Origin of the sequence: Mycetocola sp. CAN_C7, assembly GCF_015752285.1 — a bacterium.
GTDB lineage: Bacteria > Actinomycetota > Actinomycetes > Actinomycetales > Microbacteriaceae > Mycetocola_A.
On record NZ_JADOUY010000003.1, the window covers coordinates 108,651 to 128,521 of the forward strand.

General features: G+C 64.5%; 18 protein-coding genes. 10 read left to right on the forward strand and 8 right to left on the reverse strand.

Annotated features, from left to right (window positions below; translation table 11 throughout):
• Nucleotides 1-13: 13 nt before the first annotated feature.
• Nucleotides 14-1,354 carry a 6-phospho-beta-glucosidase gene (locus IWX78_RS07190; RefSeq protein ID WP_196832851.1) on the reverse strand — a complete coding sequence of 447 codons (1,341 nt, stop codon included), beginning with the start codon at nt 1,352-1,354 and terminating at the stop codon, nt 14-16.
• Nucleotides 1,351-2,100: a DeoR/GlpR family DNA-binding transcription regulator gene (locus IWX78_RS07195; protein ID WP_196832852.1), complete on the reverse strand. Its 750-nt coding sequence runs from the start codon at nt 2,098-2,100 to the stop codon at nt 1,351-1,353. Before IWX78_RS07195 ends, IWX78_RS07190 begins: the two co-directional genes overlap by 4 nt.
• Before the next feature lie 115 nt (nt 2,101-2,215).
• Here IWX78_RS07195 and IWX78_RS07200 point away from each other — a divergent pair, with 115 nt between their 5' ends.
• The 4 genes from IWX78_RS07200 to IWX78_RS07215 are packed head-to-tail and all read left to right on the forward strand — an operon-like array spanning nt 2,216 to nt 6,402.
• Nucleotides 2,216-3,331, forward strand: coding sequence for a carbohydrate kinase family protein (locus IWX78_RS07200; RefSeq protein WP_334684616.1), 1,116 nt, complete (start codon nt 2,216-2,218; stop codon nt 3,329-3,331).
• On the forward strand, nt 3,328-4,686 hold the full coding sequence (locus IWX78_RS07205) for an ABC transporter substrate-binding protein (protein ID WP_196832854.1): 1,359 nt from the start codon (nt 3,328-3,330) through the stop codon (nt 4,684-4,686). The genes IWX78_RS07200 and IWX78_RS07205 overlap by 4 nt, the downstream gene beginning before the upstream one ends.
• Nucleotides 4,679-5,587, forward strand: coding sequence for a carbohydrate ABC transporter permease (locus tag IWX78_RS07210; protein ID WP_196832855.1), 909 nt, complete (start codon nt 4,679-4,681; stop codon nt 5,585-5,587). The genes IWX78_RS07205 and IWX78_RS07210 overlap by 8 nt, the downstream gene beginning before the upstream one ends.
• A complete protein-coding gene (locus tag IWX78_RS07215; RefSeq protein ID WP_196832856.1) occupies nt 5,584-6,402 on the forward strand; it encodes a carbohydrate ABC transporter permease in 819 nt (272 codons plus the stop codon). The genes IWX78_RS07210 and IWX78_RS07215 overlap by 4 nt, the downstream gene beginning before the upstream one ends.
• A 41-nt stretch (nt 6,403-6,443) precedes the next feature.
• On the opposite strand, the gene IWX78_RS07220 is transcribed toward IWX78_RS07215, so the two are convergent.
• On the reverse strand, nt 6,444-6,788 hold the full coding sequence (locus IWX78_RS07220; protein WP_196832857.1) for a type II toxin-antitoxin system HicB family antitoxin: 345 nt from the start codon (nt 6,786-6,788) through the stop codon (nt 6,444-6,446).
• 156 nt (nt 6,789-6,944) lie between these two features.
• A complete protein-coding gene (locus IWX78_RS07225) occupies nt 6,945-7,889 on the reverse strand; it encodes an alpha/beta fold hydrolase (RefSeq protein ID WP_196832858.1) in 945 nt (314 codons plus the stop codon).
• A 90-nt stretch (nt 7,890-7,979) separates the two neighbouring features.
• Between IWX78_RS07225 and IWX78_RS07230 the strand changes: the two genes are divergently transcribed.
• From IWX78_RS07230 to arfA, 5 genes are all read left to right on the forward strand, one after another.
• Nucleotides 7,980-8,903, forward strand: coding sequence for an aldose 1-epimerase family protein (locus tag IWX78_RS07230; protein ID WP_196832859.1), 924 nt, complete (start codon nt 7,980-7,982; stop codon nt 8,901-8,903).
• 420 nt (nt 8,904-9,323) lie between these two features.
• Nucleotides 9,324-10,694, forward strand: coding sequence for an ABC transporter substrate-binding protein (locus tag IWX78_RS07235; protein ID WP_196832860.1), 1,371 nt, complete (start codon nt 9,324-9,326; stop codon nt 10,692-10,694).
• Nucleotides 10,695-10,767: 73 nt separating this feature from the next.
• Entirely contained in the window at nt 10,768-11,709 is a 942-nt protein-coding gene (locus IWX78_RS07240; protein WP_196832861.1) for a carbohydrate ABC transporter permease, read from the forward strand.
• On the forward strand, nt 11,709-12,638 hold the full coding sequence (locus tag IWX78_RS07245) for a carbohydrate ABC transporter permease (protein WP_196832862.1): 930 nt from the start codon (nt 11,709-11,711) through the stop codon (nt 12,636-12,638). Before IWX78_RS07240 ends, IWX78_RS07245 begins: the two co-directional genes overlap by 1 nt.
• A 34-nt stretch (nt 12,639-12,672) precedes the next feature.
• The gene (arfA, locus tag IWX78_RS07250; RefSeq protein WP_196832863.1) at nt 12,673-14,214 is read left to right on the forward strand and encodes an arabinosylfuranosidase ArfA; all 1,542 of its coding nucleotides are present in this window, start codon (nt 12,673-12,675) and stop codon (nt 14,212-14,214) included.
• 130 nt (nt 14,215-14,344) lie between these two features.
• Here the strand turns inward: arfA and IWX78_RS07255 are convergent, their stop codons facing one another.
• Nucleotides 14,345-15,370, reverse strand: a complete 1,026-nt coding sequence (locus tag IWX78_RS07255; RefSeq protein WP_334684618.1) for a LacI family DNA-binding transcriptional regulator — start codon at nt 15,368-15,370, stop codon at nt 14,345-14,347.
• Nucleotides 15,371-15,654: 284 nt separating this feature from the next.
• On the opposite strand from IWX78_RS07255, the gene IWX78_RS07260 reads away from it, so the two are divergent.
• Nucleotides 15,655-16,713, forward strand: a complete 1,059-nt coding sequence (locus IWX78_RS07260; RefSeq protein WP_196832864.1) for an NAD(P)-dependent alcohol dehydrogenase — start codon at nt 15,655-15,657, stop codon at nt 16,711-16,713.
• A gap of 261 nt (nt 16,714-16,974) precedes the next feature.
• On the opposite strand, the gene IWX78_RS07265 is transcribed toward IWX78_RS07260, so the two are convergent.
• The 3 genes from IWX78_RS07265 to IWX78_RS07275 all read right to left on the reverse strand — a co-directional run bounded on the left by IWX78_RS07265 (nt 16,975) and on the right by IWX78_RS07275 (nt 19,819).
• Entirely contained in the window at nt 16,975-18,303 is a 1,329-nt protein-coding gene (locus IWX78_RS07265) for an MFS transporter (protein WP_196832865.1), read from the reverse strand.
• Between the two features lie 62 nt (nt 18,304-18,365).
• On the reverse strand, nt 18,366-18,836 hold the full coding sequence (locus IWX78_RS07270; RefSeq protein WP_196832866.1) for an RpiB/LacA/LacB family sugar-phosphate isomerase: 471 nt from the start codon (nt 18,834-18,836) through the stop codon (nt 18,366-18,368).
• Nucleotides 18,833-19,819 (reverse strand): ribokinase, encoded by a 987-nt coding sequence (locus IWX78_RS07275; protein WP_196832867.1) that lies wholly within the window; start codon nt 19,817-19,819, stop codon nt 18,833-18,835. Before IWX78_RS07275 ends, IWX78_RS07270 begins: the two co-directional genes overlap by 4 nt.
• Nucleotides 19,820-19,871: the final 52 nt, after the last annotated feature.

Below are 19,871 nucleotides of genomic sequence, written 5' to 3' on the forward strand. Positions count from 1 at the left end.
ACGCCATGTACGACTAGCGGAGCAACCGCCCGATCGACTCGAACTTCTGGCTGTACGTGTCGACGAGAGAACGCGCCACCGTGACCGAGTCAACCAGCGGATGTGCCGCGAACGCGCGCCACGCGAGCTCCTTCGAGCCCTCGAGCGCAGCAGAAATCACCAGACGCTCCGCCGCTTTGACCTGCGTCATCAGGCCGAGCATCTCGCCATTCACCGGAGCGATCGGCCACGGGTGAACACCGTCGGCATCGACGGTGCAGCCGACCTCGACCACCGCATCCTCCGGCAGAGCCGGAACCAGCCCGTTGTTCCGAACGTTGAGAATCATGGTCGACGACCGACCGGTTGCCAGCGCAGCCATCAGGTCGAGCGCGACGGTCTGATAACCGCCACCGTCGACATCCGACTCCTGGCGTTCCTCTTCTTCTGAGCGACTCTCGGCCATGTAGCTGGATTCGCGTTCGTGCCGGGTGCGCAGCCACGAGGCGAGCGGGTCGCTCCCGGGCTTGGCGAAGAAGTCGCCCTGCTGCTGATCGAGGAACTCACCACGCGTCGTCGGAGCAGAGCGGATGCGATCGGTCGCCTCACGCGTGAAGTAGTAGTAGTAGAGGTACTCGTTGGGCAGCGCACCGAGAGACCGCACCCAGTCGAAGCCCATCAGGCGGGCCTCTTCGATGTCGCCGAGGGCATCGTCAGAACTGAGCAGGCGGGGCATGAGGTCTTCGCCACCGACGGTCACCGAACGCAACCAGCCGAGGTGGTTGAGGCCGACGTAGTCGAACCGGAGATCGGCGGCAGGGGTCTGCGTGCTGTCGGTGACAGCGGCCACCGCTCGGCGCATGAGCCCGATCGGGGTGTCGCAGATGCCGACAACGCGATCACCGAGAACGGCGCGCATCGCTTCGGTCACCATGCCGGCGGGGTTGGTGAAGTTGATCACCCAGGCATCAGGAGCGACGTCACGGATGGTCTCAGCGAGGCTCACCATGAACGGGATGGTGCGGAGAGCATAGGCAAGCCCGCCCGGCCCGACAGTTTCCTGCCCGAGCACGCCGAGGTCGAGTGCGGTGCGTTCGTCGATGATCCGGCCCGCTGTGCCGCCGATGCGCACGGCGCTGAACACGAAGTCGGCTCCGGCAAGGGCTTTCCGAAGATCCTGCGTGACCGTGACGCGTGGCGCAAACTTCGTGTCTGCGGCGAGCCGGTCGATGATCGTCTTGATCGTGGAGAGCCGGGACTCGGACACATCGAAGAGAGCCAGCTCGTCGATGCGAACCGGTGCGTTGTCGGCGGATACCGCCTCGAATACCTGGGGAACGCGGAATCCGCCGCCTCCAATGATCGTGAGTTTCACGCGGTCATCACCTGGACTTTCTCATTGCGCAACACGGCAAGCGTGGCGGGATCTGCATCAGCATTGGTCACGAGGCCCCAGATCTTGTCTGGCCCGCACACGTTGAGCAGGCCGACGCCGGGGAACTTCGACGAGTCAGCAAGCACGACAACGCGAGACGACGATTCGATCATCGCCCGCTTGACCGGTACTTCCATGCCCGTTGTGTCTGCGATCGTGCCGTCGGCGCGAATACCGCTTGTTCCGAGAAAACACGTCGTTGCTCGAATCTGCGCGAGCGCTTGCTCGGTCAAGGCGCCGACCATCGAGTTGTAGTTCTTGCGCACTGCTCCACCGAGCACGATGAGTTCGACGGCGTCATCGTCGCGCAACTGGTCGATCACCGCGAGGCTCGAGGTGATGACGGTGATCCGGCGGCCGCGCAGGAATCGGGCGAACAACGCTGTCGTGGTGCCGATGTCGACGAGGATGACGTCACCATCGTTGACGAGTTCGGCCGCACGTTCGGCGACCAGCGTTTTCTCGTGCCGTTGCTGTTGCGCGACGTCGCTGAACGGGACGCGGTCCATCTCAATGCTTCCTCCGCCTCTCACCCGGGTGAGGAGCCCCTCCGCGCTGAGAGTGTTCAAGTCGCGCCGGATAGTCGACGGTGACACCCCGAGAAGGCCGGCAAGGTCGTCGACGGACACTTCGCCATTGACGCGAAGCGAGTCAAGAATCTTGGCCTGGCGGGTAGCAGTGAGCATGACAGCGAGCATATCAGTCAAGATTGAGCATCGTTTTACGCAACTGCAATCATTTTGCAGTATGTTCTATCAAACCGAATGTCACCGTGGACAAGCCCACGGGGAAGGAGCCGCAATGGCCGAGACCGAACCAGCAGAGTTCGATGTGGTGCTTGCGGGGCCTGTCTTCTTCGACATCATCTTCACCGGACTGGACAGTAAACCGTCCGCCGGAACCGAAGTCTGGGCTTCGGGCATGGGCTCGAGCCCCGGCGGAATCGCCAACCTCGCGGTTGCCGCGAGCCGTCTCGGACTGCGCACTGCTCTGGCCTCGGTCTTCGGAGATGACGTCTATGGACGGTGGTGCTGGGACGTGTTGTCCTCACGCGAGGGCGTCGACCTCAGCCAGTCCCGGCTCCTCCCCGACTGGCACACAGCAGTCACGGTGTCGGTGGCCGAAGACGGCGACCGCAGCATGGTCACGCATGGCCACGACAGCCCGATCTCGGATGACACGCTCCTCGAGGGTGGCATCCGCAGTCGAGCAGCGCTCGCGGACCTCGGCGCGATGTCATCGGATGCCGCCGGTGACAGTTGGTGGCTGCGTGCAGCGAGGAACGGAACGCGGATCTTCGCAGACATCGGATGGGACTCGGCAGAAGCCTGGGACCCCAATGACCTCGCTCCCCTGGAATCCTGCTACGCGTTCACACCCAACTCCCGTGAGGCCATGGCGTACACGCGCCAGGACACGCCACTGGCTGCAGCCCGTGCGCTGGCAAAGCGCGTGCCTCTCGTCGTCGTGACCTGTGGGTCTGACGGCGCAATCGCCATCGATTCAGAGACCGGAGAACAGATCAGCGTGCCCTCTGTTCCCGTCACTGCGCTGGATGCGACGGGCGCGGGCGATGTGTTCGCCGGTTCGTTCGTGTTGGGCACGCTCCGTGACTGGCCCCTCGAACAACGACTGTCGTTCTCCGCCTTGTGTTCCGCGCTGGCCGTGCAGCACTTCGGCGGATCCCTCGCCGCACCAGGCTGGGGCGACATCGCTGACTGGTGGGATCGCATCCGTCTTGATGGTGACAGGGACCTCGCCAAACGGTACGGCTTCTTGTCGGACCTCCTGCCGGCCGAACGCGCCAGCGCGGTTCGACGGGCTGAAGCCACCTTCTATCTCACCGACCACCTACCCACGTCCGAGCCCCACAGTGAATCACCTGCAGATCAGACACCAATGAGAGGTACACGATGAAAAGAAACACCAGGCTGGCATCGATGGCGATCGGCAGCGCTGCCCTCCTTCTCGGACTCGCGGCGTGCGCGCCCGGGACGGGTCAGGGCGACGATGCTCCGGAATCCGACGGCCCGATCAGCACCGATATCTCGGGCGTCGGCGAGACCACCCTGACCGTGTGGGACCAGGAGGTCAGGGGCGGACAGAACGAGCAGATCGAGCAGCTCAACGCGGCGTTCGAGGAGAAGTACCCGAACGTCACCATCGACAGGGTGTCGCAGGCCTTCGACGACCTCAACACGACCCTGCGGCTCGCGCTCACCGACACAGACGCACCAGACGTCGTTCAGGCGAACAACGGCCGCAACACCATGGGTGCCTTCGTCGAAGCCGGCCAGCTCCGAGCACTCGACGACTATGCAGATGCCTACGGCTGGACCGACCGCTACACCGAGTCGATCCTGCAGTACTCGACCTACAGCGAAGACGCCGCCGTCTTCGGCGACGGCAATCTCTACGGCCTGCCGCAGGTCGGGGAGGTCGTCGGCGTCTTCTACTCCAAGAGCAAGCTCAGCGAGCTCGGACTGGATGTTCCGGCTGACTGGTCCGAATTCGATGACGCACTCGCCACGGCCAAGAGCGCAGGCGAGACGCCCATGCTGCTCGGCAACATCGAGCAGTGGCCCGCGCTGCACGTCTTCGGCCCGCTTCAGGCCGGCTACGTCGACGCAGAAGAAATCACCAACCTCGGTCTCGGTAACTCCGGCGCCAGCTGGGCCACCCCGGAAAATGTCGAGGCCGCCAGCGCGATGCAGAGCTGGGTCGACAGCGGCTACTTCAACAGTGGTGCAAACGGCACCGACTACGACGCGGCCTGGCAGTCGCTCGCTGCCGGTGACGGTGTCTTCCTGATCGGTGGATCGTGGCTCGCCGCTGACCTCGCTGATGCGATGGGCGACGACCTCGGCTTCTTCGTACCGGCGATCGGCGATGGATCGCTCGCCACGACCGGCGGAACCGGTCTGCCGTTCACGATTACCTCGGCTGCCGAGAACACGGATGTCGCTGCGGCGTACATCGACTTCATCACGAGTGACAGTGCCATGGAGATCATCGCTGAGACCGGTAACCTGCCGGTCAACCGCACTGCGGAGCTCGCTCCGACCTCTGGTGTGCTCGCCGATGTCTACTCGGCCTTCGGCGAAGTGACGGAAAACGGTTCGCTGCTGCCCTACCTCGACTACGCAACCCCGACGTTCGGCGAAACCCTCGGGCAGTCTCTTCAGGACTTGCTCGATGGTCGCGTGACACCTGAGGAGTTCACGGAAGCACTCGAAGCGGATTATGCGGACTTCGTCGAGTCGAATGAGTAGTGCTGTGAAGACCGACCGGAGCGCCACCGCGCGCTCCGGTCGGTTGACCCGACCCTGGGTGCCATTCGCGTACCTGGCGCCGGCGCTGTTGCTGTACGGGTTGTTCCTGCTCGTCCCCCTCGGGCGCGCAGCGCAGTTCTCCTTCTTCGAGTGGGACGGGCTTGGGGCGTCGACTTTCGTCGGCCTGGATAACTACGTCGCGATCGTTCAGGACGAGCAACTGCGCGAAGCGTTCTGGCACGCACTCGTGCTGATCTTCTTCTACGCTGTGCTGCCGCTGATCATCGGCCTGGTTCTCGCCGCGATCCTGACCCGAGCAAATGTTCGGGGAATGGGATTCTTCCGCACCATCATCTTCCTGCCACAGGTGATTGCGATGGTCGTCGTCGCTGTCATCTGGCGGCAGATCTATGCACCGGATGGCCCGCTCAACGGCCTGCTTCGGCTCGTCGGGCTCGACTCTCTGACGACCGCCTGGCTGGGGGACTACACGTGGACCCTGCCGGCGGTGGGTCTCATCGGAACATGGGTGTCAACCGGCCTGGTCACCGTCCTCCTGATGGCTGGCATGGCCAAGGTCCCGCGCGACCTGTATGAGGCGGCACGCCTCGACGGTGCAGGGGCCGTGCGTGAGTTCTTCTCGATCACGCTTCCGTCCGTGCGCGGCGAGATCACCGTCGCTCTCACGCTCACCATCGTCGCCGCCCTGAAGACCTTCGACCTCGTGTACGTCACGACGCGCGGCGGCCCGGGAACATCGACAACCGTCCCCAGCTATGAGGTCTATCGACGTGCGTTCGAGCTTGGCGAGGTCGGCGCCGCAGCCGCCGTCGGAATCGTGCTCACGATCATCGTCTTCAGCATCAATGCCGTCGTCAACAGAATCGGAGAGAAAAAGTGAAGACTTCGGCGCTCGAACGGGGTGCGAACTACGTCATCCTGATCGTCTTCGCTCTGATCGTCCTCGGCCCCGTCGGTGTGATCTTCACCCTGGCCGTCGGTCCGCAGAGTGCGTCGGTGGCCCGAGAGGGTCGAACTTTTCACTGGGAGAACTTCGTCGAGGCGTGGGAGGTCGGGCGCTTCAGCCAGTACATGCTCACGTCTGTCACGGTTGCCCTTCTCGTGGTGGTGATTGCCGTGTCGGCGTCGATTCTCGCCGGCTATGCGCTTGGCACCATGAATTTCAGAGGATCGACGTTCTTCTTCTACCTGTTCCTCCTCGGCATCATGGTCCCCACCGAGGCATTCATCGTGCCGCTCTACTTCGACATGCGCAGCATCGGTCTGACGAACACGGTGTGGGGTGTCGCGTTCCCGCAGATCGCGATGTCTATCGCATTCGGCACCTACTGGATGCGAACCTACTTCCGATCATCGAGCCGCGCGATGATCGAAGCTGCGCGGTTGGATGGAGCCGGCAGCATGCGTGTGCTCTGGTACATCCTCGTGCCGATCGGTCGGCCAGCGATCCTCACCCTCGTTCTGCTCACTTTCATGTGGACCTGGAACGAGTTCCTGATCCCTCTGGTCATGTCGCCGAACGGCAGCGTTCGAACGGCGCCGCTCGGACTCGCGTTCTTCCAGGGCCAATACACCCAGGGAACCGCCTTGCTCGCCGCCGGAGCGATCCTTGTCGCTCTTCCCGTCGTCGTTCTGTACATCTTTCTGCAACGGCACTTCATCAAGGGGATGCTCGAGGGCGCTGTCCGCGAGTGACCGACGCCATCCCTCGAATGGAACTGCAGCTCTCGGTGTCGTCAGCGTTCGAGCAGTTCGGTGACGTAGCTGTTGAGGCTCTTGCCGTGTCGCAGTGCTTCGGCCGCCCACTTGCGGTGCGTGGCCGCGCTCACTCGGAGGTTGACCCGGCCGGAGTACGTGCGGTCGGCGAGGGGCTCGGGGATGGTCTCGCCGGATTCGCTCAAGTCGTCGATGACCGAGGTCACAACTGTTTCAAGTCCGCGTAGAGCATCCATCTGACTGGGAGCGAGCCAGGAATGCGAGGGAAACTCGGCGACAGTTGCGACGAACTCTCCGTCTTCGGCGCTCCACTCGACGGAGTAACGATAGTGCTCGACAGCTGGCCGTTCGATTGTGTCGCTCATTGAGAGTTCCTCCCTCTCTTTGTCGATGGATGCCATGCTCAGTGGTGCCATATATGGCACCACTAGACAATGGGTGCGACGCGCGAGCATGGCGGCATCCGTCGCGCTGATGGCGGGGGCGCTCGCCGTCTGAGCCGACGGCATCCCGAGACCGAGCTAGGCGGCCGCGTGCGTTCCTCCGCGAGCGGAGTGCAGCGTTTGAAGCGACTCGATGTGCGCGAAATGCCCGGCGTTCGGTGACACTTGCTGCGAGGCGTGCGGGATCGCCGACTGAAACCATGCGTCATCCGCCGAACTGACGAAAACATCGTGGTCACCGCGCACGAGGGCGACGGGGCACCGGATGCTCGCCCACTGGACTTCGTCGTAGCGGGCAGCCGCGGCGGCCCCTCGAGCGAACGACGTCGGGCGGATCTCTGCCGCGAGCGAATCGATCACTGAGCTGTCGAGGCTGCCCCGGTGAGCAAACAGCGGATCGCTGAGCAGCCCCAACAGGCGCAGGCGGTGCAGGGCGCGAACGAGTGCGGTGCCTCCCGCGCCCAGTGCGCTCAGCAAGCGCATTGCTCCGAGCATCCCGGCCAGCGCGGGCAGAACGGCGAAGTTCCGAATCGGATGCCGCAGCACCGACAGCGCGCCTGGTCCCGTTGCCGAGATCGCGGTGACGCTCGTGGTGCGCTCCGGGTGTCTGGCCGCGATCGTGAGCCCGAGGTGTCCGCCCAGCGAATGGCCGAAAATGTGCCACCGTGCGTAGCCGAGCGTTCTGGTGACGTGGGCCACGGCATCCGCAAGGTCCTCCACGGTTGCGTCAGCCGAAATGCTCCCGCTCTCTCCCCAACCGGGCAGGTCGAGGGCGACGATATTCTGCAATGGACTGCCGGCCTTCTGGGAGGCACGAATGAGGGGAAGCCAGGTCGTCCACGAGCCGGCGGCGCCGTGGAGAAGCAAGGTGGCAGCATCGGAGAGTGCCGCAGCATTCGGGTCGACGTGCGCCACGACATCGCCCAGCGCTGTGGAGACAACGACGCGCCTGATCCCGGCAGTCGCGCGGTCGAACGGGGTATCGGCGTTGTACCGGGTGCTGGAAGCAGGTGTGGTGTTCACCTGAGTATTTCGGAGCCACGCCTCAGGGCGCTTGGGTGCCTACCGGCGGCGCGGGACGAACCACACCCCAACACCCGGCAGAATGAACGCATGACCACCCCACTCTCCGGAACGCAGTTCGAGCTCACCAGCGGCGACTACACCGCCACCATCGCCAGCGTCGGCGCCTCACTGCGCTCGCTGCAGCACGACGGCCGCGACCTCGTCGTGCCGTACGACGCCGATGAGGTGCGGCCGGCGTTCCGCGGCGCCATTCTCGCGCCTTGGCCGAACCGCGTCGTCGACGGCCTCTACAGCTTCGATGGCACCGACTTCGAGCTCTCGCTCACCGAGCCGAAGCGCCACCACGCGCTGCACGGGCTCGTGGCCTGGCACGACTTCATCGCTCTCGACGAGGCGCCCGACCGCGTCATGCTCGCCACCACGGTCGAGGCCGAGACCGGGTACCCGTTCCGCATCCAGGTGCGCGTCGAGTTCCTGCTCGACGCCGACGGCCTCCACACCACCGTCGCCGCCCGCAACACCGGCAACGCCCCAGCACCGTTCGGCACCGGCCCGCACCCGTACCTCGTCGCCGGTGAGGGAACCGTCGACGACTGGACCCTCCTCCTCCCCGCCGAGCAGGTGCTCACCGTCACCGAGGACCGCCTGATCCCGATCGGGAAAGCGGATGTCGCCACCGAGTCAGGCGGAATCTTCGACTTCCGCACCCCCCGGGTTCTCGGCGACACCTTCATCGACCACGCCTTCACTGGCCTGGTCCGTGACGCGAACGGGACTGCCGAGGTGCAGGTCACGGCGGCATCCGGAACCGGTGTTCGCATGCGCTGGGACTCTTCCTGCAAGTGGATGCAGGTGCACACCGCCGACCAGGTCGCACCGCTGCCGAACCGCATCGGCCTCGCCGTCGAACCGATGACCTGCCCACCGGATGCCTTCAACTCGGGCGAGGACCTGCTCGTCCTGCAGCCGGGTGGGGTCACTTTTGCGTCGTGGAGTATCGCGGCGCTGTAGGTCTCGCGTTCGCGCGTGCTGATGTCGACGCGACGTCATCAGTTTCGGACGAGGGCATCCGGTGCGCTGGGTGTTTCGTCCGGAACGGATGCCCTCGCAAACGAATGCTCCGGCCTTGCGACTCGCGGCGGAGCATCCGTCCCAGGCGGTCGCGACGGCATCCGTGCTGCAGGTACTTGTCGATGCTGCAGTTGCAACTGCCGCATCGACACAAGACTGCAGCACGGGCCGCGCGCGAAATTAGCGGTAGACAAAACAAATTATTCGGATTACGCTGAGCCTGCATTTATTTTGCGGAAACCTTTCAACGTTGTAAACGCGGGAAGTTCGCGGGATACGTGCGTTTTCTCTCGCAGCAACAGCGGCACCCCCGTGCCGCCGACAACGGTGTCTTTGCACCGCGAAAGGACCAGCAATCACATGACCAGAAAAAGAGTCCTGCTTGCAGCAGGCATGACCACGGCACTGGCCGCCGCACTTGTCGGCTGCTCGGCCGGTAACGGCGGCAGCGGGAGCGGTGGAAGCGGCTCCGGCGCCAGCAAAACCAATTGCACCAACGAGATCAAGGTGAAAGACGTCCCTGTCGTCACGTACTGGGGATGGCTCCCAGACACCGCAGAGACCGTCGACCACTTCAACGAGTCCAACGACGACGTGCAGGTCTGCTGGTCGAACGCCGGCCAGGGTGGCGACGCGTACACCAAGCTCTCCACGTCGCTTCAGTCGAAGTCGGGCGCACCTGACATCGTGCAGGTCGAGTACGACTGGCTGAACAGCTTCCTCATCCAGGGCGGACTCGTCGACATGACCGAGTACGGCATCGATGAGTACACAGGCAATTTCACCGAGGGCGCCTTGCGCGATGTCTCGAGCGGCGACGGCGTCTACGCTGTTCCGGTCGACCTCGGACCGGTCGGCATGTGGTACCGCGCCGACATCTTCGAGGAGTACGGCATCGCCATCCCGACGACGTGGGACGAGTACGCGGCAGCGGCCGAAGCACTCGACGCGGCGACCGGTGGAGACGTCAAGATCGGCAACTTCGCACCGAACGGTGCCGGTCAGCACACCGCCTTCCTCGACCAGGCCGGCGCTGTGCCGTTCGAATTCGACAACAGCAACCCGACCGAGATCACCATCAACCACAACGATGACGCGAGCAAGAAGGTCTACGAGTACTGGCTCGACCTCGTCGACCGCGGCCTCGTCGGCACCGACCAGGCATGGACTCCTGAGTTCACCACCGCACTCGGCGCGGGCTCGTACGCCACCGCGGTGTACCCGGTCTGGTACAGCGTGCACATCTCCGCGTTCGAGAACCCTGAAGAGGGTGCCGTCTGGCGCGCAGCCCCGATCCCGCAGTGGGATGCCGCGAACCCCAAGCAGGTGAACTGGGGTGGGAGCACCCTGGCCGTCACCACGCAGGCCACCGAGCCGGAACTCGCGACGAAGGTTGCCGCTGAGCTCTACGCGAACGAAGACCGTCAGAAGCTCGGCGTCGAGGTCGGTGGACTGTTCCTCGCCTACCCGGAGATGATCGAGTCCGACTACTTCCTCGACCAGGAGTACGAGTTCTTCGGTAACCAGCAGATCAACAAGGAGATCTTCGCCCAGGCAGCCCTGGATTACGAAGGTGTGCAGTTCTCGCCGTTCTCGCAGTTCTATTACGACGAGTCGCAGCGTCTGCTCTCCGATGCGATTGCGGGCAACCTGACGGGCTCTGAAGCGGCAGATGCGCTTCAGGAGTCGTTGGAGACCTACGCCACCGAACAGGGTTTCACCCTGAATTGAGTCAGGTCCTGTGCGGGCGGGGTTTCACGCCCCGCCCGCACAGCCTCCTTTTTGCGTCCCAAGGAAGTGACACATGTCAACAGCCACCGAGCTCCAGCAGCCAGCACGACCACCGGCCGAGCGGAAGCGGGGAGCCAGCCTCGAACGTAAACACGCTCGATTCGGCTGGGTCTTTCTCGCCCCATTCGCCGTCGTGTTCCTCGTCTTTCTCGTCCTGCCGCTGGCATACGCGTTCTGGATGAGCCTTCACACCAATACCCTCGCCGGCGGCGAGCAATTCTCCGGACTGGCCAACTACGTCAGGGCGTTCAGCGACGAACGTTTCATGACCGGGCTCGGCCGCGTGGCCATGTTCGCGATCATCTTCGTTCCCGTGCAGATCGGGCTCGCGCTGATCTTCGCGCTCATCCTCGACGACGTGCGCACCAGGCTGTCGAAGTTCACGCGTCTCCTCATCTTCGCGCCGTATGCCATCCCCGGCGTGATCGGGGCCCTCATGTGGGGTTTCCTCTACAGCCCGTCCTTCGGCCCTGCGACGACGATCTTCGACTTCTTCGGTCTCAACGCCCCCGACATGCTCAGCCCCGACTCGATCTTCTGGTCGCTGACGAACATCGTCACCTGGCAGTGGACGGGCTACTACATGATCATCATCTACGCGTCGCTGCAGTCGATCGACCCGTCGATCTACGAAGCCGCGCGCATCGACGGCGCAACGAAGTGGCAGACCGCGATGCAGATCAAGGTGCCGATCGTGACATCCTCACTGGTTCTCACGATCGTGTTCTCGCTGATCGGCACCCTGCAGTTCTTCACCGAACCGCAAGTGCTCGCGCCGCTCGCCGGCAATGCGATCGACGCCGCGTACACACCGAACCTGTACGCATACAACCTGGCGTTCTCGTACCAGCAGTTCAACTACGCGTCTGCGATCTCCTTCGCGCTCGGACTGATGGTCTTCCTTGCCTCCATCATTTTCCTCATCGCAACTCGTAAGAAGAGCGGACTCCGCTGATGGCTACTTCACCCGCACCCCTCGTCGACGACTCCATCACGGCCTCCGGTCCGCGCAAGAAACGCGCGGGCTCCCGGCCGAAGGGTCAGAAATCCGTCGGCCTGCACATCCTGCTCGCGATCGCGTCCCTCTACTTCCTGCTTCCGGTGTGGTGGCTCATCGTCGCCGGAACCAAGACGACACAGGGGCTCTTCTCGGGAACCGGCGGACCGCTGTGGTTCGACAAGGATTTCGCCCTGTTCGACAACATCTCGCAACTGATGACGTACAACAACGGCATCTACGTGCAGTGGCTCGGCAACTCGTTCCTCTACGCCATCGCCGGCGGGGTCGGAGCCACGGTCCTCGCGGTCCTGGCCGGTTACGCGTTCGCGAAGTACCGCTTCCGCGGCCGCACCGTGAGCTTCATGGTGCTACTGGCATCCGTCATGGTTCCTGCGACCGCACTCGTCATCCCGACCTACGTGCTCTTCAACAACCTCGGCCTGACAAACACGATCTGGGCCGTGATCCTCCCGTCGTTGCTGAGCCCGTTCGGTGTCTACCTGATGCGTGTCTACATTCAGGATGCCATTCCCGACGAGCTGCTCGACGCCGCCCGTGTAGACGGTTCCGGCGAGATCCGCACCTTTGCCACGATCGCGTTGCCGCTGATGCGGCCGGCCGTCGTGACGGTGCTGCTGCTCTCGGTCGTCGGCGGCTGGAACAACTACTTCCTGCCGCTCGCGATGATCTCGGACCAGACCCTGCTGCCCGTCACCGTCGGTCTCAACACCTGGCAGGTCCAGTCGAACTCCGCGACGGCGAACCAGATCGTCTGGAACCTCGTGACCAGCGGGTCGCTGATCTCGATCATCCCGCTCATCATCGCCTTCCTTCTGCTGCAGAAGTACTGGCAGGGCGGGTTGTCGCTCGGCAGCCTCAAGTAGTCGGCGCTCTCTGACCTCTTTGTTAAGGAGAAGTATGTCCAACGCACGCCTGACCCTCGATCCCAGCTTCGTCGTCGGACCCATCAACCGCCGCCTGTTCGGGTCGTTCATCGAACACATGGGGCGCGCCGTCTACACCGGCATCTACGAGCCGGGTCACCCGACGGCGGATGCCGACGGCTTTCGTCAGGACGTCATCGAACTGGTCAAGGAACTCGGCGTCACCGGCATCCGTTACCCGGGCGGCAACTTCGTCTCGGGCTTCGAGTGGCGTGACAGCGTCGGACCGCGCGACGACCGCCCGCGCCGCCTGAGCCTGGCCTGGCGTGCGACCGAAACCAACGAGGTCGGGCTGCACGAGTTCGCATCGTGGGTCGAGAAGGTCGGCGGCGAGCTGATGTATGCCGTCAACCTCGGCACCGCAGACACGATGGACGCCCTCGACGTGGTGGAGTACGCGAACATCGCCCGAGGTTCGACTCTGGCGGAGGAGCGCATCGCGAACGGGCGCACCGAGCCCTTCGGAATCTCGATGTGGTACCTCGGCAACGAGATGGACGGGCCGTGGCAGCTCGGCCACTCGCCCGCCGAGGACTACGCCAAGAAGGCATCACAGACCGCGAAGGCACTCCGTCAGCTGGACCCGCGGGTGGAGCTCGTGGCATCCGGGTCGTCGCATCCGACCATGCCGACTTTTCCGCTCTGGGACCGGGTCGTGCTCGAGCACACCTACGACGATGTCGACTACATCTCATGCCACGGTTACTACCAGGAGAAAAACGGCGACCTCGGTTCGTTCCTCGCCTCACCGGTGAAGATGGACCGGTACCTCGACGTCGTGATCGCGACCGCCGACCACGTCAAGGCACTCAAGCGCAGCGACAAGACGCTTAACATCTCGTTCGACGAATGGAACGTCTGGTACCTCGGCGAGAACCTGCGCAGCTTCCCGAGGCAGGCCGACCGGTTCTACCGCACCGACGAGATCGAGGGCGACGACTGGCCCGAAGCGCCCCGGCTCGCTGAAGATGTGTACTCGGTGGCGGATGCCGTCGTCGTCGGCGGTCTGCTCATCTCGCTTCTGCGGCACGCTGACCGGGTGACCTCGGCCGCGATGTCGATGCTCGTCAACGTGATCGCGCCGATCACCACCGAGCCTGGGGGCCCTGCCTGGCGGCAGGCCACCTTCTTCCCTTTCGCCGTGACCTCGCGGCTTGCCGTCGGCGTCTCGCTCGACATCCGAATCGAGAGTGCGCAGTACGAGACCGACGAGCTCGGCTCTGTTCCGCTCGTGGATGCCGGCGCGACCTTCGATGACTCGACCGGCCGTGCAGCGGTGTTCCTCGTCAACCGATCACTCACCGAGCCGGTCACGGTCAGCGTGAACCTCGGAGCGCTCGGCGACCTCTCGGTGCTCGAAACTCAGATGATGGCGGATGCCGACGTGTACGCCACGAACACGAAGGATGCTCCCGGCCGGGTGGGGTTGCAGCCGAACGGGTCGGCGTCGATCGAGGACGGCATCCTCACCGTGACACTGCCCCCGGTGTCGTGGACCGCGGTGGCGCTCGGCTGAGCGCCCCGGGTCCATCGTGGTGGGGACTTTGCACCCGGCGGGAACGGTGCTGCACTTGTGTGTCGATGCTGCAGTTGCAACTGCAGCATCGACACACAAGTGCAGCATGAGCGCGGCAGTGGAGGCGCAGCTAGCTCGGGGCGGGTCCCGACGACTCGCGGGTCACGATGTGGAAGTCCGGCTTGCTCAGGCGAGGTGGCCTGCGGTCGCCCTTCTCGCGGATCCGCTCCACCAGCATCTGCACGGCCATCTCGGCGATGGACTCCCGGCCGGGGTCGACGCTCGACAGCGACGGCACCGAGAAGCGGGCTTCGTCGATATTGTCGAAGCCGATGACGGCGACATCGTCGGGAACGCTCAGTCCGGTTTCGCCGAGCGCGCGCAGTGCACCGAGACCGAGGGTGTCGTTGAGGGCGAAGACGGCGTCGAATGTGACCCGGTCGTGAACGAGTCGGCGAACGGCTGTCGCTCCTGCCTCGCGGCCCCAGGGGCCGGTCACGCAGATCAGTTCGGGTCGCTCCTGGATGCCTGCCGCTGCGAGGGCCTTGCGGTACCCCTGCAGGCGGAGGGTCGCTGAGCTCGGATCCTCGGCGAGCGGTTCGGGCGCACCGATGACGGCGATGCGGGAACGCCCACGAGCGAGAAGGTGCTCGACCGCGGCCTGCGCCGAGGTCACGTTGTGCATGGTGACGTGGTCGGTGGGGCCGCCGAAGATCCGCTCACCGAGGAGCACGAGCGGCAGGGGAACGTCGAGCGCGTCGACGTCGCGCTGACCGAGTCGGGCGGGGCTGAGCAGCAACCCGTCCGTACCCTGCAGGCGAACGCCCTTCACCGCCTCGAGTTCTTTGGCGCGGTCGCCGTTCGTCTGCCCGATGAGCACGCTGAGTCCGCGTTTCTCGGCTGCCCGGATCACGGAGTCGGCGAGCTCGGCGAAGTAGCTCTCGCGGAGGGCAGGGACGGCGAGTCCGATCACGCCGGTTTTGCCGGAGCGCAGCCCCCGTGCTGAGAGGTTCGGCCGGTAATCCAGCTCGAGGATGGCGCTGCGTACCCGGTCGCGGACCTGGGTGCTGACATGCGGATGATCGTTGATGACGTTCGAGACCGTCTTGATCGAGACCCCGGCCACGCGCGCCACGTCGTGCATCGTCGACCTCACCGATGCCTCCTTCATTGTGGCGCTCACCGGTCAATATATCGGAGAAGGCTCCGCGGGCCGCGGTCCCTCGCCCGGTGCTGCAGTTCCAGTCGAGTGCGGCAGTTGCAACAGCAGCATTCCACTGGATCTGCAGCGGTCGGGGGTTTGGGCGGCGCGGGCTCGCTCCAGCCGGCGGGGGAGGAGCCGGAGTGCCTGTCAAGGCTCGGGGTGCACCCAGAACGAAGTTGTAGCCTTGAAGACGGCAGTGCAGAAGCGTCTGCCCAATCAACTTCCGGAGGTAATCCTTGACCACCACCGTGCCCGCTCTCGTTACAGCATCCGCTGGCGCCGCCTTCGAGCGCTCCACCATCAAACGCCGCGACGTCGGCTCGAACGACGTGCAGATCGACATCGCCTATGCAGGCATCTGCCACTCAGACATCCACCAGGCGCGCGAAGAGTGGGGTGCAGCGATCTTCCCCATGGTGCCCGGCCACGAGATCGCCGGCATCGTCAGCGCCGTCGGTTCAGACGTCAGCAAGCATCAGGTCGGCGATCGCGTCGGCATCGGATGCTTCGTCGATTCCTGCCGCGAGTGCGAGAACTGCCTCGCCGGTGAGGAGCAGTTCTGCCTCAAGGGCAACGTCGCGACCTACAACGGCCGCGAGTACTCGGGCGAGGAGACCTACGGCGGCTACAGCACCTCGATCGTCGCGAACGAGAACTACGTGCTGTCGATCCCTGAGGGCATCAGCCTCGACATCGCCGCACCGCTGCTCTGCGCCGGCATCACCACCTACTCGCCGCTCAAGCACTGGGGTGCAGGCCCGGGCAAGAAGGTCGCGATCGTCGGCATGGGCGGACTCGGCCACATGGGCGTCAAGATCGCTGCGGCGCTCGGTGCTGAAGTGACCGTGCTCAGCCAGACGCTGTCGAAGCAGGACGACGGCATGCGCCTCGGCGCGACCGATTACTTCGCGACCTCGGATCCCGAGACCTTCAAGAAGAACCGCAAGCGCTTCGACCTCATCATCAACACGGTCTCAGCCGACCTGCCGATCGACAAGTACCTGTCGATGCTCACCCTCAACGGGTCGATGGTCTTCGTGGGTCTGCCCGAGAAGCCGCAGGAGTTCCGCGTGTTCTCCCTCACCGGCGGACGCCGCACCCTCGCCGGATCGAACATCGGTGGCATCCGTGAAACCCAGGAGATGCTCGACTTCTGCGCTGAGCACGGTCTCGGTGCCGACGTCGAGGTCATCGACGCCGACCAGGTCGACGAGGCGTACGAGCGCGTCATCAAGAGTGACGTTCGCTACCGCTTCGTGATCGACACGGCGACGATTCCGGCGTCCGCCGCGTAGGTCTCTCGCCGATACGTCTCTCACATACGACAAAAACGGTCGCTATTCCTCGCGGATAGCGACCGTTTTTGTCGTCCGAGCTGCGGGTGAGCGCGCACCTGGCGCGAGAGCATCCGCTGCGATCGAGGGCATCCTGTGTGCCGAGAGGTCTGGTCCGGAAGGGATGCCCTCGGTCTCGGTGCGTGTGGATGCCGCCGCGGTCAGACGAAGAACGGCCGCTGCCTTTCCGAGGCAGCGGCCGTTCTGATGTGGAGTCGGTGCTTAACGGGCTTCTTCTACCGCGAGCGCTTCGGCGACCCGCTGACGCTCCGCCTTGCCCCAGGTCTCACGGGTGGTGAGGATGCCGATGAGGCCAATCGTCGCCGCGAGCAGAACGACCAGCGAGGCTCCAGGCCAGCCGATTGCTCCGACCATGAGCGCAGCGATGAGCGGGGCGAATCCGCCCACGGATGCGGCGATCTGGTAACCCATGGATGCTCCGGACGTCCGGGTGGCCGTGCCGAACTGTTCGGTCAGGAGCGAGCCCTGCACGCCCGTGAGCGTGGCGTGGATGACACCGATGCCGATCACGAACGTCAGTACGACGAGGGCAGGAACGGCGTCGTTTGTCAGCAGGTACATCGGGAAGGCGAAGGCCATGGCAGCGATACATCCCGCGATGTACAGCGGCTTTCGGCCGACCTTGTCGCTCAGGCTTCCTGCCGCAAAGGTGACGAAGATCGCGAGGAGACTCGCCGCGGTGATCGCGCCGAGAGCCAGGGGCCGGATGTCGGGGAAACGCTCGGACAGGTAGTTGAGCAGGTACGTTGCTGTCGAGTAGTAGGTGAAGGACTCGACGATTCGCAGCGAGACGACCCGGAGGATGCTCTTCCAGTCGTTGCGCCACGCCGACAGGAACGGGTTCTTCACGGTCTTGCCTGATGCCTTCGCGTCTTCGAACTCGGGAGACTCGCTGAGCCGTGAGCGTACGAAGAGAGCCGCGATCACGAGGACAGCGCTGAGGAGGAACGGCGTCCGCCACTGCCAGTCGCCTTCGAGACCGGCGCTGAAGACGAACATCGCGCTTGCCATCGCGATGCCGAGCGGGTTGCCTGCCTGAGGGATGGCTGCGTACATGCCTCGGCGGTTTGCCGGTGCGTGTTCGTAGGCCATGGTGATGGCGCCGCCCCATTCCGCTCCGAAGGCCAGGCCCTGGATCATGCGGATGAGCACCAGAAGCACGGGTGCGAGAACACCGACAGTCGCGTACGTCGGGAGGATGCCGATGCAGAACGTCGCGCCTCCCATGACGATCATCGCGGCCACCAGCACGGGTTTGCGTCCGAATCGGTCGGCCATGTAGCCACCGATCGCGCCACCGAGTGGGCGCATGAGGAAGCCGACAGCGAGGGTGGCGAAGCTCAGTAGTGTGCCGATGAACCGGTCTTCCTCGGGGAAGAACACGGCTCCGAAGTACAGGGCTGATGCGGTGCCGTAAGCGATGAAGTCGTAGTTCTCAACGCTGGTGCCGATGCCGGCGGCGATCGAGGTTTTCAGCCGGTCCGGTGACCCTCGAAGGGATGTCTTGGGCTGTGCGACGGTGTCTGTCATGGTGGATCTCCTTTGATCGTGCCACGCGCGAGCGCGCGGCCGGTGAATGTGGTGGGTAAAGGTCAGTTCAGTTCGGGGACGAGCGCAGCGATGCGGTCATCGAGCGCATTGAGTTTGGCGACCCGGCGCCGGGTGTCATCGTCATCGTCGAAGGTCGCGTTGAGGAAGTTCGCCACGATGTCGTCGATGAACGCCCGTGGTGCCAGCCACGCTCCGAGCGCGATGGCGTTCGCGTCGTCGTGCTCGACCGCCTGGTGGGCTGAGAACGGTTCGTTTGCGAGGCCGCATCGGATGCCGCGGATCTTGTTGGCCGCCATGATCGCGCCGGCGCCCGACCCGCAGACGAGAATCGCTCGCTCCGCCCGACCGTCGAGTACCGGGATGCAGGTCGCTACGGTGATGTCAGGAAAGTCGACGGGGTCAGTGCTGTCTGTGCCGCAGTCGATGACCTCGTGTCCGAGCGCGGTGATCGCGTCGTGGACGAGCTGCTTAAAGGGGAAACCGGCGTGGTCGGCTCCGAGGGAAACTCTCATGGTGTGCTCCAGGTGGTGGTGGCGGTGGTTGATCCGGCGGCCAGATTGACCTCGCCGCGGTAGGGGATTGAGTCGGATGCGCCCGGCCGGGTCACAGTGAGCCCGGCGGCAGCTCCAGCGACACGCAGGTGTGCGGCCGAGATCGCGTCGAAAGGGAGCTTGCTGGCGAGGTAGCCGATGAAGGTGTCGCCCGCCGCAGTCGTGTCAACGACATCGACGGATACTGCGGCCACGCTCTCGTGGCGACCGCCGTCGAACACCATCGAGCCATCACCACCGAGGGTGCACACCACGACGGCGTTCAACCGACGTCCGACCGTTGCGGCGAGTGAGTCGCGCTCTGACTCGGCGACGCCGAGCAAGTCGGCGACGCGCACGAGCTCATGCACATTCACGATTAGGACATCGATGGGGTCAGGGATGTTGTCCAACGTGATCGGCGCGGGCGCCGCATTCCAGACGACCGTGGCTCCGGCCGCGCGAGCCGCCCTGGCGGCTGCTGACCCCGCCGCAGGCGGCAGTTCGTTCTGCAAAAGCAGGATGTCCGTCGTCCGGAGGTCGGTGAGCATCCCTCGTACATCGTCGCCATCGAGTGTTCCGTTGGCACCGGGCACGACGATGATGGAGTTCTCTCCGGTGTCATCGACGGTCACCACGGCGGAGCCGGTGGGTGTGCCGCTGCGGACCAAGACCCGGTCGGTGCTGATTCCGTCGGCACTGAGCTGGTTTCGAGCGGCCGCGCCGGCCGCGTCATCGCCGACGGCGCCGACCATGAGGACCGTTGCACCGGCCCGTGCTGCTGCAACCGCCTGGTTGAGCCCCTTGCCGCCGAGCCCGGTGTCGAGACTCACGCCGGTTACCGTTTCTCCCGGTGACGGCTGCCGGGCCGTTCGGACGATGATGTCCTGGTTCACGCTTCCCACGACGAGAACGCGACGGTCGAGGTCGCTCGGTAAGCAAGCGATGGCCTGAATGGTCGACATTGATCCTCCGGGTGGAAACGTTTCCAATTGGGAACGTTTCCACTATTGCTTA